10 protein-coding genes are annotated in these 14,581 nt (G+C 47.6%); 4 read left to right on the forward strand and 6 right to left on the reverse strand.

What is annotated here, in order from left to right; translation table 11 throughout:
* Window positions 1–42: 42 nt before the first annotated feature.
* Window positions 43–681, forward strand: coding sequence for a Crp/Fnr family transcriptional regulator (locus ITJ87_RS15955; RefSeq protein ID WP_117600342.1), 639 nt, complete (start codon window positions 43–45; stop codon window positions 679–681).
* A 75-nt stretch (window positions 682–756) separates the two neighbouring features.
* Here ITJ87_RS15955 and ITJ87_RS15960 read toward each other — a convergent pair whose 3' ends face one another.
* The 6 genes from ITJ87_RS15960 to ITJ87_RS15985 form a co-directional block, all read right to left on the reverse strand.
* Entirely contained in the window at window positions 757–1,950 is a 1,194-nt protein-coding gene (locus tag ITJ87_RS15960; protein WP_117600343.1) for a PepSY domain-containing protein, read from the reverse strand.
* 7 nt (window positions 1,951–1,957) lie between these two features.
* Complete coding sequence (locus tag ITJ87_RS15965) at window positions 1,958–3,367, reverse strand: DUF4374 domain-containing protein (RefSeq protein WP_117965324.1); 1,410 nt, start codon at window positions 3,365–3,367, stop codon at window positions 1,958–1,960.
* Between the two features lie 43 nt (window positions 3,368–3,410).
* Window positions 3,411–5,717, reverse strand: a complete 2,307-nt coding sequence (locus ITJ87_RS15970) for a TonB-dependent receptor (RefSeq protein ID WP_229135088.1) — start codon at window positions 5,715–5,717, stop codon at window positions 3,411–3,413.
* 649 nt (window positions 5,718–6,366) lie between these two features.
* On the reverse strand, window positions 6,367–6,822 hold the full coding sequence (gene queF, locus ITJ87_RS15975; RefSeq protein WP_117965416.1) for a preQ(1) synthase: 456 nt from the start codon (window positions 6,820–6,822) through the stop codon (window positions 6,367–6,369).
* A gap of 31 nt (window positions 6,823–6,853) precedes the next feature.
* Window positions 6,854–7,510, reverse strand: coding sequence for a 7-cyano-7-deazaguanine synthase QueC (queC, locus tag ITJ87_RS15980; protein ID WP_117965326.1), 657 nt, complete (start codon window positions 7,508–7,510; stop codon window positions 6,854–6,856).
* Window positions 7,511–7,622: 112 nt separating this feature from the next.
* Window positions 7,623–8,303 carry a queuosine precursor transporter gene (locus ITJ87_RS15985; protein WP_117965328.1) on the reverse strand — a complete coding sequence of 227 codons (681 nt, stop codon included), beginning with the start codon at window positions 8,301–8,303 and terminating at the stop codon, window positions 7,623–7,625.
* A gap of 265 nt (window positions 8,304–8,568) precedes the next feature.
* Between ITJ87_RS15985 and ITJ87_RS15990 the strand changes: the two genes are divergently transcribed.
* The 3 genes from ITJ87_RS15990 to ITJ87_RS16000 are packed head-to-tail and all read left to right on the forward strand — an operon-like array spanning window position 8,569 to window position 14,571.
* The gene (locus ITJ87_RS15990) at window positions 8,569–11,802 is read left to right on the forward strand and encodes a TonB-dependent receptor (protein ID WP_117965330.1); all 3,234 of its coding nucleotides are present in this window, start codon (window positions 8,569–8,571) and stop codon (window positions 11,800–11,802) included.
* Between the two features lie 15 nt (window positions 11,803–11,817).
* Window positions 11,818–13,608 carry a RagB/SusD family nutrient uptake outer membrane protein gene (locus ITJ87_RS15995; protein ID WP_117965332.1) on the forward strand — a complete coding sequence of 597 codons (1,791 nt, stop codon included), beginning with the start codon at window positions 11,818–11,820 and terminating at the stop codon, window positions 13,606–13,608.
* Between the two features lie 27 nt (window positions 13,609–13,635).
* The gene (locus ITJ87_RS16000; RefSeq protein WP_117965334.1) at window positions 13,636–14,571 is read left to right on the forward strand and encodes a hypothetical protein; all 936 of its coding nucleotides are present in this window, start codon (window positions 13,636–13,638) and stop codon (window positions 14,569–14,571) included.
* Window positions 14,572–14,581: the final 10 nt, after the last annotated feature.

Consider the following 14,581-nt stretch of genomic DNA (forward strand, 5'->3'; position numbering starts at 1 on the left):
GTCACGAATGTTACATCGAATCACAAAAAAGTAAAAAAGAGAATGGAAATCCATACATTATTGAAAATGCCTCCTTTTCAAGGCATAACAGAAGAAGAATTATTATCCCTCATCCTGGCACCCGAACATGCACGCAGGCAATACAAACCTGCTGACTTTATTGCCATGCAGGGAGAAGCATACCGTTCTCTATTCATATTGTGCTGCGGCAGTGTGCGTACCCAAATGGTCAGTGCAGAGGGAAAGCAACTCACCATAGAAACGCTGAAAGCCCCGCAACTACTTGCCCCGGCTTTTGTCTTTGCCTCCGAAAACCGCTTCCCGGTAAATATCGAAGCAAAAGAGAAATGTGAGATACTCATCATAAACAAGAATGTCTTCCTGGAATTCCTGCATCGACACCCCACTGTGATGCGCAACTTTCTGCAACTGGTATCGGACAGAACTCTGTTTCTCTCCAAAAAGCTGAATGCCTTTGCCCTGCAAAGCCTAAAATCGCGCATACTGAACTATCTACGCATGCATGGCACGATACTCAACCAGCAGGAAGTGGCACAAATACTGGGAGTGGCTCGTCCCTCGCTAGCACGTGCCTTATCGGAGCTGGCAAGCGAAGGATGCATCCGGATAGAAGAGAAGGAAATGCGGATAAATGAAATCTCCGCCCAAAAGTATTTATAAAAAAACGCCCACAAAACACGCACGCCTGCGCATCTTGCGGACATCTTCATCCTTTTATAAAATTGCCTGCTTTTTCTAAGCAACTTTCTTTAATTGCATGTTCGCTTTCCTACTGCCTTTCCGAACCAATCTGCGAATCCAAAGATAATAGCCCGTCAGCGGCAAGCTGGCCCCTACCAAAGCGGCAAGAAAACTCAATATACGGGTGGTCAGCCCTCCCCAACTGCCTACATGAACGGAGAATATCCAGCCACGGATTTTTCCTGAAGCGTCGGCATCCTTATATAAGGTAGCCCCGGTGATTTCACCGCTACGGGGATTGAACGTATAGCGGTCGGCAGCACGCTGGTTGCCCAACCGATTGAAAGAAACCGTAGCAGAGCCTTTGGACACGGTAATCTGTTTATAATCAGGATTGAGTTCCTTCAGTTCTTCGTAAACCTTCTGCCAGCTTGTAAAAGGAGAGAAAGAATTTCTTTCACGATGCTCACCTCCTGGTCTGCCACCAGACCGGCCTTGAGCCCGTTCTCCTCCCTGGGCAGCAGTTTGTGCCGAAGCACCATGTCCTCCACCCCCTTGCGTGGTTTCCACTCCGAAAACTTTGTAGAAGCCGGTGCGGTACCAGGAGAAAGACCATGACAGTCCCGTAAGCGCCATTACCAACAGAAGAACCAGCGTGTACATACCGCCTGCCACATGCAGGTCATAGCAGAACCGACACCAACCCTTACCGGAAACAATCTTCAAACTGTTCTTCAAAGCCTTTTTTGTACGGGGCCACCAGATGACAATGCCCGATATCAGGACAAAGACAAACATCAGCGTGGCAGTGCCCACAATCATTTTTCCCCAGAAGATGCCTCCATCGGGCTTCATGCTGTCCAGCAACCAGCGATGCAGGCGGAACATGGTCGTGAAAAACGGCGCACGTTCATACTTGCCCTTTATCTCACCCGTATACTGGTCTACATAGACGGAAGCACGACGAGGTTTGGAAAGGTTCACCTGCCAGGCACGCTCCGGAGCAGACGAGGCTGTGACACCCGTCACAAAAACACTATCCGGCAGAGTAGCGGCCACTTTTTCGGCCACCTTGCCCATGGGAAGCGATGCCGGCCCGACTTTCTCCACATAGTAGAGGTCGCGGCGGCAGAGCTCCATCACCTCCGTCTCGAATACCAGCATGGCTCCGGAAAAACAGATAAGGGTAATCAGTAGCCCGAAGGGGACTGAAAGCCATAAATGTATTTTACGAAAAACTTTCTTCATAGGAGCTTTATTCCAGTTTACCTACACCGTTCAGTTGGGTTGCATTGACAACCAGACCCTTGGTAGCTGTTGCATTGGCAGGGTCTACCTTATAGATGGCAGGATAGCCGGAAGAGGTAGTGACTGCCACATATGCGTTGCCATTTTCCATGTACGGGGTATTACCAAAGCCGGAGACATCGCTTGGAAGGCCGTTCACATAAGTCAAAGCTCCGGTGGAGGCATTGAAGACGGCAAGTTGGTTGGCAACCTTGTCTGATGCCGTAATTGCCTTATCATACATCAGCAACAGGAAATAATTACCTGAAATATACCAAGTGCGCAAGAAAGAGGCGCCATTGGCTTTCTCTTCAAGATTATAGTAATAGGCGGCATCAAATTCCTCTGCTTTGGTATCGATGCGTACAACTCCAGCAGGCAATGTAGTCTGCTGACGCGAATCACTCATGGTCTTGGCATAGCTCGGAGAAAATACATATACATAGCCGTCGTCGGCAAGCCAGTTCATCTGGTAGTACTGTGACTTCATGCGTCCGGCAGCATAACTGATTTTGTCTGTAGTGATGACCTTATGAGAATTCAGTGTCTGATCACCAAAGATAGCGATATGGCATTCATTAGGATACTGGGTCCATTGCAATTCGTCCTTCTCATAGGCACCGCTACCCTGCCCGCCGGATTCTGTCTTTATTAAATCCTCATTACCGGAAAGCACCCACTTGTAACTACCGTCTTCATTCTTCTGCATGCAACCATACTGGCTAAGCCCCATGGGAATGGCTGCTGCATAAACCTTACTGCCCACTTGTTCTATACCGGCCAGTGTTACGTATTCACCATTTTCAAGGAAATTTTCGGCAAGAAATGGAGTATCCTTTGTTACCGAGTTCTTTGTATAAGTCTGTTTCTCGACATCCAGATAGGAAATCAAAAAAGATTGGGGAGTATATCCATTTGCATCATTCAGTTCCGTAGGGCCGTCGCCGGTAGAAGTCGTCATTATAAATTGGTCATAATAGCCGTAGGTAGTGAAACGATTGACGTTATACTCCTGGCTACGTTTTTCCAGTTCACCGTTTGTATTCATAATGAACGACTGGGTAGTGCCTGCATTTCCCTGGTGATAATTCAAGGCATACAGATATTTGTTTCCGTAGAACACCCAGTAAGTAGCCCCATCGTTCACAAGGCCATTGCCGGCAGCAGTAATTTCACCGCTTTCCAGTGACTCGGCTGTCAGCAGGACAGGAACGGAGCTACCTGAAACTGTAGCCGTGGCAGCTATCACATAGTTACCCTTTGAACCGGAACCGGAACCGGAGCCGGAACCCGGTTCGTCTGTGTCTGTACAAGAAATTAAAGCCATTCCGGTCATTGCCATTGCCAAGAGGCCGGACAAAAGATAATTCTTCTTCATTTGTTCTTCTTATTAATTACACCTATTAAAACCATTATATTTATTAATCACCAAAATGTACACGTACCTTGCCATAGAACGCACGCCCGGCTTTCTGAAGACTGAAATTGTCGTACAAATCCTCGTTCGTGAAGTTGCGGCATTCAAACGAGATATTATAGCGGCCATTCTTCAGACTATAGCTCAATGTCAGGTTATGGGAGAACTGGTCGGGTACCATGAAATCCTTGTTCTTGCTACCGATGGCCTGCGAATAGTAGGAGAAGCTGTGCATGTACTGGTTGTCGTAAGTCACGGACAGCATATTCCCTTTCTTCCAGAGGTCGCGCCAATAGAAGTTTACGTCAAAATCAGCAAACTGATAGGGCACATTGGGAATGCGTGCCTTGTAACCGAGATTTTCCACAGAGTTGCCGGTACTGCCGATTTGCATCTTCTCATTGTCACGCACATTCATCTGCGTGAAGTTGCCGCCCACACTCAGCCAGCGTCCGAAGCCATAGCGTGCCGATACATTGTATCCCTTCGTCAGCACCTTGCCGTAGTTGGTATAAGTGGCCCCTTCTTTTCCTCCGCTCAAGTCCTGGATATTGCGCTGGATATAATCCTTCGTATTGCGGTATACCACACCGCCTTCCACGTAGACGGAATGTTTTCCAAAACTCCGGGAATAACTCAGGTTCAAGTTGATGTTGTCACTTTTCTCGGGACGGATGCCGATGTCTCCACTCTCCAGGTCTTCGTCACCAAACATCTCTTCGATAGTGGGCAGGCGGTAAGCTTTTTCATAAGAGAGCTTCGCCTGCAAGCCGGGCAGGATGAAGTAGGTTCCGGCAGCACCATATCCCCAAGAGTCTACCGTACGGCTGGTGCGTACATAATTACTACCGGTATCATCCTCGGCCATAGGTCCTGCCACATACTGGCGGTAGTATTTGCCGAATGCCGAGAAGTTCCACTTTTCGGAAGGCATCAGGCGGTATGACAAACCGGAGATATTCTTGCGGGTCTGCTTGGCAATGGCATCCGTCTGTTCTTCCACCGCCAACAGTGAAGTATTATCACGCTGGAATGCACTCAACACATGATTGAAAGTCAGCATGTGGACCCTGGCAATGCGGTAATTCAAGGTCAATGTACCGTTCCAATTGTCATTATCGGCACGGGAATACTGGCGGGACTGTTCGCCGGGGCTGTTCAGCGGATGTTTCTCACCAAGCCAGTTGTATTCGTAGCGGGCAGTATCCACATTCGTAGTGGCATTGCGATTGTAGTTGGCTGTCAGCACCATATCCAGCCCCTTGATTATCAGGTTGCGTTTGCTGTATTCCATCGAAGGCATCAGTGAATGGCCAAAGCGGTGCTTTTCCCCGAAGACTGTCTTCTGGCGTACACCGGTCTGTATGTCCTTGTACATGTGCGAATAGGTGAAACCGAACATCAGCCGGTCTGCCCAACTTTTGTCCACAATACCCGCTTTGGCCACAATGGCTTCGTTGTGGTAAGTATCATTGAAACGCTTCACGCGCACCTTCTCACTTTCGTTGAAACTGCCCGTCTCAAAATCCTTTACCGGCGCATCTACATAATAATCGTTGTCCGAGTAGTTTTGAAAGGCATTGATTTCATAGCTGAAACCGTTCTTGAAAGTCTGTCCGAAGTTAACGTATGAGCGGTGGGTATTGAACGAGCCGTAAGAATAAGAAGCATCCAGAAACCAGTTCCGGCGTTTCTTGTTGGTAACAATATTGATGACACCGCCAATGGCATCCGTACCGAAGCCCACGGGAACTACACCTTTATATACCTCTATACGGTCGGCAAAGCTCACCGGAATATTGTTCAAGCTGAAGGAGCTTCCCACACCTTCCTGCGGCACACCGTCAATGAACACCTTGACGTGCTTTCCGCTAAAACCGTCCAGCATCAACTGCATATCCGAACCTACCCCACCCGACTCACGGAGTTTCATGCCCGGAGCCTTGGTCAAGGCATCGCTCAGATTCTTCGTGGTGTTCTGGAGTTCCTTTGTATCGACTGCCACAGCATTGAATGCCGACCTCTTCACCCGGCTCACTCCGGTAGAAACGATAGTCACCTCGTCCAGCTGTTGCGTTTCAGGAGCGATGGTTATGTTCAGCTTCATCCGCTCATCATTGACCAGCTTCACCTTTTTCTCCACCTTTGTATAACCTACGGTAGACACCACCAACGTATAGTCGCCGGCAGGCGCCTTGATGTGATAGAGGCCTTCCTGATTCGTGGTTCCTCCATAACTCGTCCCTTTCAGATAAACAGTCGCAAAATCCACCGTTTCTTTTTCCGTAGAAATGATTCTACCAGAAATCATCCCTCCTCTCCTCTGCGCATGTACAGACAGAGAAGCCAACAGAAGGAGAAACAGCAGCGAGAATTTAAATGTATATGCTTTCAATTTTATAATAATTATAATGTTGTTAGTAAACCGGTACAAAGGTCATTATTAACATCCAGCTGTGCAATCGCTTATTGTAGGTAATTATATGGAGTGGATTTATCGTATATATCATACCATGCAATCACCATTGATAGGTATTATCAATAATAAAACAGATAAAAAAACCGAAAACGAGCTCGGAAGGTGCTGAGGAAATCTCTTAAATAATAAAATCAAAACAATTTCTTATTCGTCAGCGGCATTTATGCGGATAATCGTAAAAGAGAAAATAAAGATGTAGCAAAACTAATGATAGAGAAGCCTTATATTAGCCGATGAATAAAGACAGACTAACTTCTCATTTACTAAAAACTATTCGTCCGACAGTTGTTACATTATCGTCCGACGGCTGTTTAATTATCGTCCGACAGCTGTTGGACGATAATTAAACAGCCGTCGGACGAATAAAAATTAGCAAACAAGAAACTAAAGGTCAGTAGACAAGGATATAGAATATAGTGATGCAAAAATTACCTGTCCTAACAGCCCCCTTCTATTTATAGGAGCCATCAGATACAGCATCTTATTCACGGTTCATCAAACGATGCTCCGCCATCTGCTCGAACTTCGTGCCGGGACGTCCGTAATTGGCATACGGATAAATGGAGATGCCGCCACGCGGGGTAAAGATACCAGTCACCTCGATATACTTAGGATTCATCAAATGAATGAGGTCTTTCATTATGATGTTCACGCAATCTTCGTGGAAAGCTCCGTGATTGCGGAAGCTGAACAGATAGAGCTTCAGGCTCTTGCTCTCCACCATCTTGACATCGGGGATATAGCAAATACGGATTTCCGCAAAGTCCGGTTGTCCCGTGATGGGACAAAGACTGGTGAATTCGGGGCAGTTGAAACGCACCCAGTAGTCATTGCCGGGATGCTTGTTATCAAATGCCTCTAATACTTCGGGAGCATAGTCCTGACGGTATGCTGTCTTTCTCCCCAAAAGGGAAAGTTGGTCTTTCAATTCTGTCATAGCCATATATTTTTAGTGATACAAGTGTGCCTCATTTAGTAGAAGCCAAAAACTTTTCCAATCCTTCTCTGCGCAACGTGCATGCCGGGCAGTGTCCACAACCATCTCCCGGGATACCGTTATAACAAGTCAGCGTTTCGTGGCGTATAAGTTCGAGCACTCCAAGCTCGTCTGCCAGTGCCCAGATCTCCGCTTTGTCAATCCACATCAGTGGTGTGTGCAGTACGAATTGCTCGTCCATAGCCAGGTTCAGCGTCACGTTAAGCGACTTGATGAAAGCATCCCGGCAATCGGGATAACCGCTGAAATCGGTCTGCGACACCCCCGTCACAATATGATTAATTCCCCGCTCGCGGGCGTAGACGGCGGCTATACTCAGGAAAAACAGATTGCGTCCCGGCACAAAAGTATTCGGAAAGCTGTCTGCCGGCTTCTCCTGGTCCATCTCCATGCCGGCATCTGTCAATGAGTTATGTCCCAGCCGGCCGATAAAGGAAACATCCATTACTTCGAACTCCACACCTGCCTTACGGGCAATGGCCCTCGCCAAGTCCACTTCCTTCTGATGCTTCTGTCCATACAGAAAACTCAGCGCATACACCTTCTTAAATTCACGTTTTGCCCAAAAGAGGCAAGTGGTCGAGTCCTGCCCGCCACTGAATACCACCAAAGCAGTGTCCCTATTCATCTTGTTAAAAGCCTCTCTGTTTCCCTCCCCCGTAGGGAGGGAAACAGAGAGGGCATTGCTTATTATTTGTTTGACATAATAACTGATTTCCCCTCACTACGGGTAAGGGGCTTTAAATATCGCCTATTTTCCATACTTTATAGGAGATGCCTTCATCATAGACATCACTACCGTCTATCCGCTTAATAGCTTTTACCACACGGATAGTCACAGGCAGTATCAATACCTCGTACATGGACTTCAGCAGAATCTGGATACACATCATCACCAGCAACTCCCGCCATGCAATGATTCCTCCGAACGCCACCGGAAAGAAAATCAACGAGTCTGCCGTCTCACCAACCACCGTCGACCAAATGGCACGTGCGGAGAAATTACGCCCGTTGCTTGCCAGTTTCATGCGGCTCATTACGTAGGCATTCAGAAAAGAGCCCACCAAGAATGCCGTCAGACTAGCTATGACAATACGGGGAGCCATTCCAAAGACAAAATTGAAATGCGCGGCACCATCCCAGAAAGGGGCGGCAGGCAATGCCACGGCTATCAGTCCCAGCATTACCACAAAAAAGTTCATGGCAAAACCGCTCCAGATTATCAGACGAGCTTTACGAAAGCCCCAAACCTCGGCAATGCAATCGTTGATAATATAAGAAACAGGAAAGACCAGCAATCCGGCTGTTACGGTAATACCCAAAAACTGGATAACTTTAGTCTCAAGAAGATTGGCTGCAATCAAGCATACATTGAACAGAATGCCCAGCAACATAAAAGGTACAGATACTTTTTGTTTCATACTCCTGTTTTTTACGTGGTGTTCTAGAATACACGACCGTTATTCACGGCATCATACATTTTAAATCCGGTTGCAAAGATACAACAAGTTTTGCAAATGAACAAACAACATATATTAACCAAGAATATACCATATTATATATAGTAACCTTAGAAAAACAATGAATGCCTATGATTTACCCGAAAGCCCCAAAACACTATTAGTGTCATCTTCTATTCAACCTATTTATTTTGAGATCCATTAGCTTAAACAAAAAACATCTATTATGAATGAAAATCGTAAACGAGGAACATCGAACAACAAAATCCTCACAGCAATTGCCATCGCCTCCCTATTTATAGGAAGCAGCAAAATCATGGCAATAGAGACCTATTCGGAAAATTCATTCGGAGTGACAGAACAGATGCAGGCACAAACAGCCCGCGGTATTGTTGTCGACCAGAATGGAGAGCCTATCATCGGAGCAAGTATCTTGGAAAAAGGTACTACCAATGGAGTTACTACCGACTTATACGGTAAATTCTCGCTAAACGTAAAAAGAGGTGCCACCCTGGTCATTTCCTACATCGGCTATAAGACGCAGGAAGCCAAAGCAGATGCTAACATGAAAATCACCCTTACAGAAGATTCCAAACTACTGGATGAAGTAGTTGTTGTCGGTTACGGTGTACAGAAAAAGAAACTTGTCACCGGCGCCACTGTACAAGTGAAAGGGGAAGACATAGCCAAGCTGAACACTGTGGATGCCCTGGGCGCTTTGCAGAGCCAGTCACCGGGTGTCAACATCACGCAAAACAACGGCTTCCTGGGTTCGGGCTTTAAGGTGAATATCCGCGGTATCGGTACTACCGGAACCTTCTCCCCGCTTTATGTGGTAGATGGAGTTGCCAACGGTAGCATCGACGGGCTGAACCCGAGTGACATTGAATCTTTGGACGTCTTGAAGGATGCCGCTTCCGCCGCCATCTATGGTGCGCGTGCCGCCAACGGCGTTATCCTGATTACCACCAAACGAGGTAAAACCGGTGTTGCCGAAGTCAGTTACGACGGCTATGTCGGCGTGCAGAACCTCTACAAAATCCCTACTATCCTCAATGCCCAAGAGTACATGATGATGCAGGATGAAGGCCGTGTAATGGACGGATTGAGTCCGTACAACTGGGCGACCTATATTCCGGAAAGGGATTTGCAGGCCATACAGAACGGAACATGGAAAGGGACAAACTGGCTGAAGGAAGTGCTGAATGAAGATGCATTGGTACAGAACCACGCAGTCAACATCACCGGAGGAACAGACCGTTCCAGATATGCCATAGGTATTTCATACACCAACCAAGAAGCCACCATGGGAGTTCCCGGCGAATTTCCTGAAATGAACCGCTACAACTTCCGCGTCAACTCGGACCACGTAGTCATGAAAAAAGGCAATCTTGACTTCCTGAAAGTGGGCGAAACCATCAACTACAAATATTCGCAAACGCAAGGTTCATTCGGAACCGGCGGCATTTATTGGAACGGAGTGCACAATATGCTCATCATGAGCCCGTTGATGCACCCTTACAATTCAGACGGAGGCTACTACCTCTACGCAGACCAGGAAAAAGACAACTACAAATGGGATATCTCCAACGGAGCCAATAAAAACCCGATAGCTTATCTGGACTACTATATGAACCAGAACCTAAGCAAGTCCCATTACATGCAGAGCAGCTTCTATGCAGAACTGCAACCCATCAAGAACCTGCGTATCAAGAGCCAGTTCGGCTACATCATGGGAGCCTCCAGTTATCGTTCCTATTTGCCGAGATTCGATTATCTGAGTGCGTCACTCAACAACGCAGAAGACAAGGTTACCCAATCCATGTCTATGTATAACCGTTGGTCATGGGACAATACAGCCAACTACATCTTCAATATCGATGACCACAACATCGACATCCTGGTAGGTCAGAGTATGGAAAAATGGGGTATAGGAGAAGAAATGAGCGGTTCAGCCATAGGCTCAAACTTCTATGACTTCAAGCACGCTTATTTATCCAATGTTCCATTGACCGCCAACAGTGTGTCCTCCTTGACTGGCAAGCCTAACGGGGAAGGTTCCATCGCTTCCTTCTTCGGACGCGTCAACTACAACTACCAGGAGAAATACATGGCTTCTGTCATCATGCGTGCGGACGGTTCCTCCACTTTTGCCCGCGGACACCGCTGGGGATACTTCCCTTCAGTATCCGCCGGATGGGTTATCAGCAACGAGTCCTTCATGTCAGGAATCAAATGGCTGGACTTCTTAAAGCTACGCGCTTCCTGGGGGCAAAATGGTAACTGTAATGTATCTACTTTCCAATATCTTTCACTGATAACTTCCAACAATGGATATGGCGGTTATCCTTTCGGTGACTCCATGGACCTCATCAGTACCGGTTCATACGCCTACCGACTGACCAACCCGGACCTTACCTGGGAAACACAGGAGCAGTTGAATTTCGGTATCGATGCACGCTTCTTGAACAACCGCCTGGGCTTTGAATTCGACTGGTATAACAAAAATACCAGAGACTGGCTGGTTACGGCTCCGGTACTCTCTTCCTTCGGTGCCAATGCAGTGTCCGTCAATGGCGGCAATGTAAAGAACACGGGTATTGAAGTAGGACTCCACTGGAACGACAACATCGGAAAGGATTTCCAATATGGAGCCAACCTGACCCTGACTCACAACAAGAATGAAGTGACCAAGATTGCCAACAAAGACGGAATCATCCACGGTAGCGGCAGCGTTCTGTGGGAAGGAGCCGAAGAGTGCTTCCGTGCTGAAGTAGGCAAACCCATCGGCTACTTCTACGGCTACAAGAGTAACGGCATATTCCAGAACCAGGAACAGATAGACAACTACAAAGGTCCGAAACTAAATGGCGACAAGACACAGCCGGGTGACGTAATCTGGGCAGACACCGACAATAGCGGTACGCTCGATGCCAATGACCGTACTATGATAGGTAACCCGAATCCCGACCTGACAATGGGACTTTCCCTGAATGCCAGCTGGAAGGCCATTGACTTCTCAATCACTACTTACGGCGCATTCGGCCAGCAGATTCTGAAGTGTTATCGTGACTTCTCCTCCTCACCCTTGAATAACTATACAGCAGAGATATTCCAACGCTGGCACGGCGAAGGTACGTCCGACAAGTTCCCGAGACTGTCCAGCGCTTCCAGCTCCAACTGGAACAGAGTATCAGACATTTATATCGAAGATGGAGACTATCTCAAGATAAAGAACATCACTGTGGGATTCGACTTCAAGAAAGCATTCAAAAAGTTACCGGTACAACAGCTGCGCCTGTATCTGACCGCACAGAACCTCTTTACCTTCACCGGCTATTCCGGTATGGACCCGGAAATCGGTTACGGTGGCGACGATTATGGTTGGGCATCAGGCATCGACCTGGGCTACTACCCCAGTGCACGTACCTATATGATAGGCTTAAATGTAAAATTCTAATTAACCGAAGAAATTATGAAAAAGATATTATTCATAGCATCAGCAATACTGATTCTTCTTTCAGGATGCGAAAACTTCCTCGATTCGGAACTTCTGACCGAAAAGACAACCGCCAACTTCCCGGAGACAGAAAAGGATGCCCAAGAGATGGTGACGGCCATATACGCCCATCTGTTGTTTGAAAGTCCTGAAACCTCTTCCCAGTATTACATTGCCCAGTTGGCAGGTGACGACTGTCTGGGAGGCAACCTCTCCTACTCCAACAACTGTGCCACCAACTTCCTTATGTACAGTGGCAATCTGAATACATTTGCCGGCATCTGGGACCGTTGCTACACCCTTATCAACCGTGCCAACAATGCCATCAACACAATGGAGAACGTGAAATCATGGTCCAGCGAGAGCGAACGCAACCGGCTTTTCGGTGAGTCCTACTTCCTGCGTGCCATGGCTTATTATGAACTGGCACAAGTTTTTGGCGGAGTTCCTTTACGCACCACACTGGAAAGTACCAACCTGCCGCGTGCATCCGTAGACGAAATCTACGCCCAGATTGCAGCAGACTTGAAAAACGCTATCGAAATGATGCCCGCAAAGATTTATCCGAAAGGCTCAGACATGACCGGACACGCTACAAAATATGCCGCCGAAGCCATGATGGCACGTGTATTCCTTTTCTATACCGGACGCTACGAAAAAAACGAGCTTCCCAACGGAACTACCAAAGAGGAGGTCATCTCTTGGATATATGACTGTGTTAACAACTCCGGTCATAAACTGGTGTCCGACCAACGCAACATTTGGGCCTATACCAACGATGCTACCGAAGACAATACCGAAGGGTTCCGTTACCAATACGTCATCAACCATAACCTGAAATGGGAAGGAAACAGTTCCGACGAAACTTTGTTCGCCAACAAGCATAACCTGAAATCCGACTGGACCTATACTTGGTTCTCCAACACTTGCGCCCAATTCTATTCACCGTCTGCCGACAACTATTCCAACAAAGACAGCTACCCCTTCGGCACCGGTTGGGGAGCTGGCCCAGTATCTCCGGCCATGGTCAACGAATGGAAAGACTGGGCCGCCAAGCAGACCTATACGGACGGTTACAAGGAGGATCCCCGTCTGACCGGTTCCATATGGTCGTACAAAGCACTTGATCCGAATGTTGCCGGCAATGTGCTGATGGACTGCACCATGGACGAGGGTGAACCGGAATATACCGTATCCTATCGTTACTATGAACAAACCGGCTATTTCCAGAAAAAATACATCAATATCAATTCCTACAATGAAGGCAAAATCGAACCTTTCGGCAAGCAGATGTTCCCCGGAATATCTTCGCAGACATCCCAACAGCTACTCCAAATTGCCGACTTGATTCATATCCGTTTTGCCGACGTTCTGCTCATGCAGTCCGAGCTGAAACAAGACGCTACGGGTCTGAACAAGGTACGTGCCCGCTCCCACTTGGCTCCGGTGGCCTACTCCCTGGAAGCCATCAAGCAGGAACGCCGCTGGGAACTTGCATTCGAGTCCATCCGCTGGTGGGATATCCTTCGCTGGTCGGGTCCTTCACTTGAGGAAGCCGGTGACATACTCAACAAACAGACCGGGTTCAATATAATAAATGCCGCTACGGTGGTACCGATGGTAAAATTCGACTATAAGAAACGCCTACAAGCAACCCAAGGCTACTGGCCCATTCCGCAAGACGAAATCGACATCTCCAATGGAGTCCTTGAGCAGAATCCAGGCTGGGATGCATCTGCCCAGTTCTCGGATTGGAACAATATGTAAGAGTATTAACCTATAAATAAAGACAATATGAAAGTAACAAAAATATTGATAGCAATGCTTGCTTCAGCCTTCATCGTTACTGCATGCGATCCTATCGAAGACGAAGACTTGCGAGACAAATATGTGACTGATGCCGGTACGCCCATTACCAAAGAGGCATTACAAGCTGCCATATCCATTACCCAACCCTTCCCCAACCAAGACGGAGTAGTGGAAGGCGACCAGTATATCGCCCTGAAAAACTCCCGCCCGGACATTGGCGGTTCATGGCACATAGAATGGGGGGACGAAGGAAGTAAACAAAGTAAGACACTGGTCACGGACAACGCTACGGTCATCATGGAATCCAATGCAGACTATTCCATCTACTATATGGGTATTTCCGCCAATCAAATTATCAAGACAGAGCCGGTTGTAGTGACTGTGACCAATGTATTCGACGATTGGTCCACTTACTTCACCGGTGCAACCGACAAGAGTGACAAATCTGCCAAGAAAACCTGGAAGTTCCGTGAAGTCAGCTGGGGGTCCGTCTGCAATATGGGGGCTCATGGAGGCTGGAAATATACCAGTGCAGGCTATACTCCCGAATCAAATTTTGCCTGGTGGGCCAATGTCACTGCCGCCGAAGCCGGAGACCAGTCCATGGTATTCGAATTCGACGGAAACAAGATGAAAACCTATGATGCCAGCGGAAACCTAAAGGCAGAAGGTACTTTCTCCTTCACACACGAAAAACCGGAAGACGGAGTACTGGGTGAACTGATAACGAGCATCCCCACCATCGGAGGGAATTATGACGACAACGGACAAAGCGTAGGCAGCAACAAATTCTGGCTGCTGACACTGGATGAGAACTATATCACAATCTATCATCCAGGCAAGTATAGCGGTGGTGTGGATTGGGACGACAGCGGCTGGTATGCTTACTTCAAGACTGAAGCAGGAACCGATTCTGAATAATATGCACTCT

Source organism: Bacteroides sp. HF-162 (assembly GCF_015679285.1).
GTDB lineage: Bacteria > Bacteroidota > Bacteroidia > Bacteroidales > Bacteroidaceae > Bacteroides > Bacteroides uniformis.

What these genes read in the sequence shown, in the direction of transcription:
- ITJ87_RS15970 (WP_229135088.1), bottom strand. Translation starts at nt 5,717, where the DNA reads ATGATTTCTGGTAGAATCATTTCTACGGAAAAAGAAACGGTGGATTTT.
- ITJ87_RS15995 (WP_117965332.1), top strand. Translation starts at nt 11,818, where the DNA reads ATGAAAAAGATATTATTCATAGCATCAGCAATACTGATTCTTCTTTCA.
- ITJ87_RS15965 (WP_117965324.1), bottom strand. Translation starts at nt 3,367, where the DNA reads ATGAAGAAGAATTATCTTTTGTCCGGCCTCTTGGCAATGGCAATGACC.
- ITJ87_RS15955 (WP_117600342.1), top strand. Translation starts at nt 43, where the DNA reads ATGGAAATCCATACATTATTGAAAATGCCTCCTTTTCAAGGCATAACA.
- ITJ87_RS15985 (WP_117965328.1), bottom strand. Translation starts at nt 8,303, where the DNA reads ATGAAACAAAAAGTATCTGTACCTTTTATGTTGCTGGGCATTCTGTTC.
- queF (WP_117965416.1), bottom strand. Translation starts at nt 6,822, where the DNA reads ATGACAGAATTGAAAGACCAACTTTCCCTTTTGGGGAGAAAGACAGCA.
- queC (WP_117965326.1), bottom strand. Translation starts at nt 7,510, where the DNA reads ATGAATAGGGACACTGCTTTGGTGGTATTCAGTGGCGGGCAGGACTCG.
- ITJ87_RS15990 (WP_117965330.1), top strand. Translation starts at nt 8,569, where the DNA reads ATGAATGAAAATCGTAAACGAGGAACATCGAACAACAAAATCCTCACA.
- ITJ87_RS15960 (WP_117600343.1), bottom strand. Translation starts at nt 1,950, where the DNA reads ATGAAGAAAGTTTTTCGTAAAATACATTTATGGCTTTCAGTCCCCTTC.
- ITJ87_RS16000 (WP_117965334.1), top strand. Translation starts at nt 13,636, where the DNA reads ATGAAAGTAACAAAAATATTGATAGCAATGCTTGCTTCAGCCTTCATC.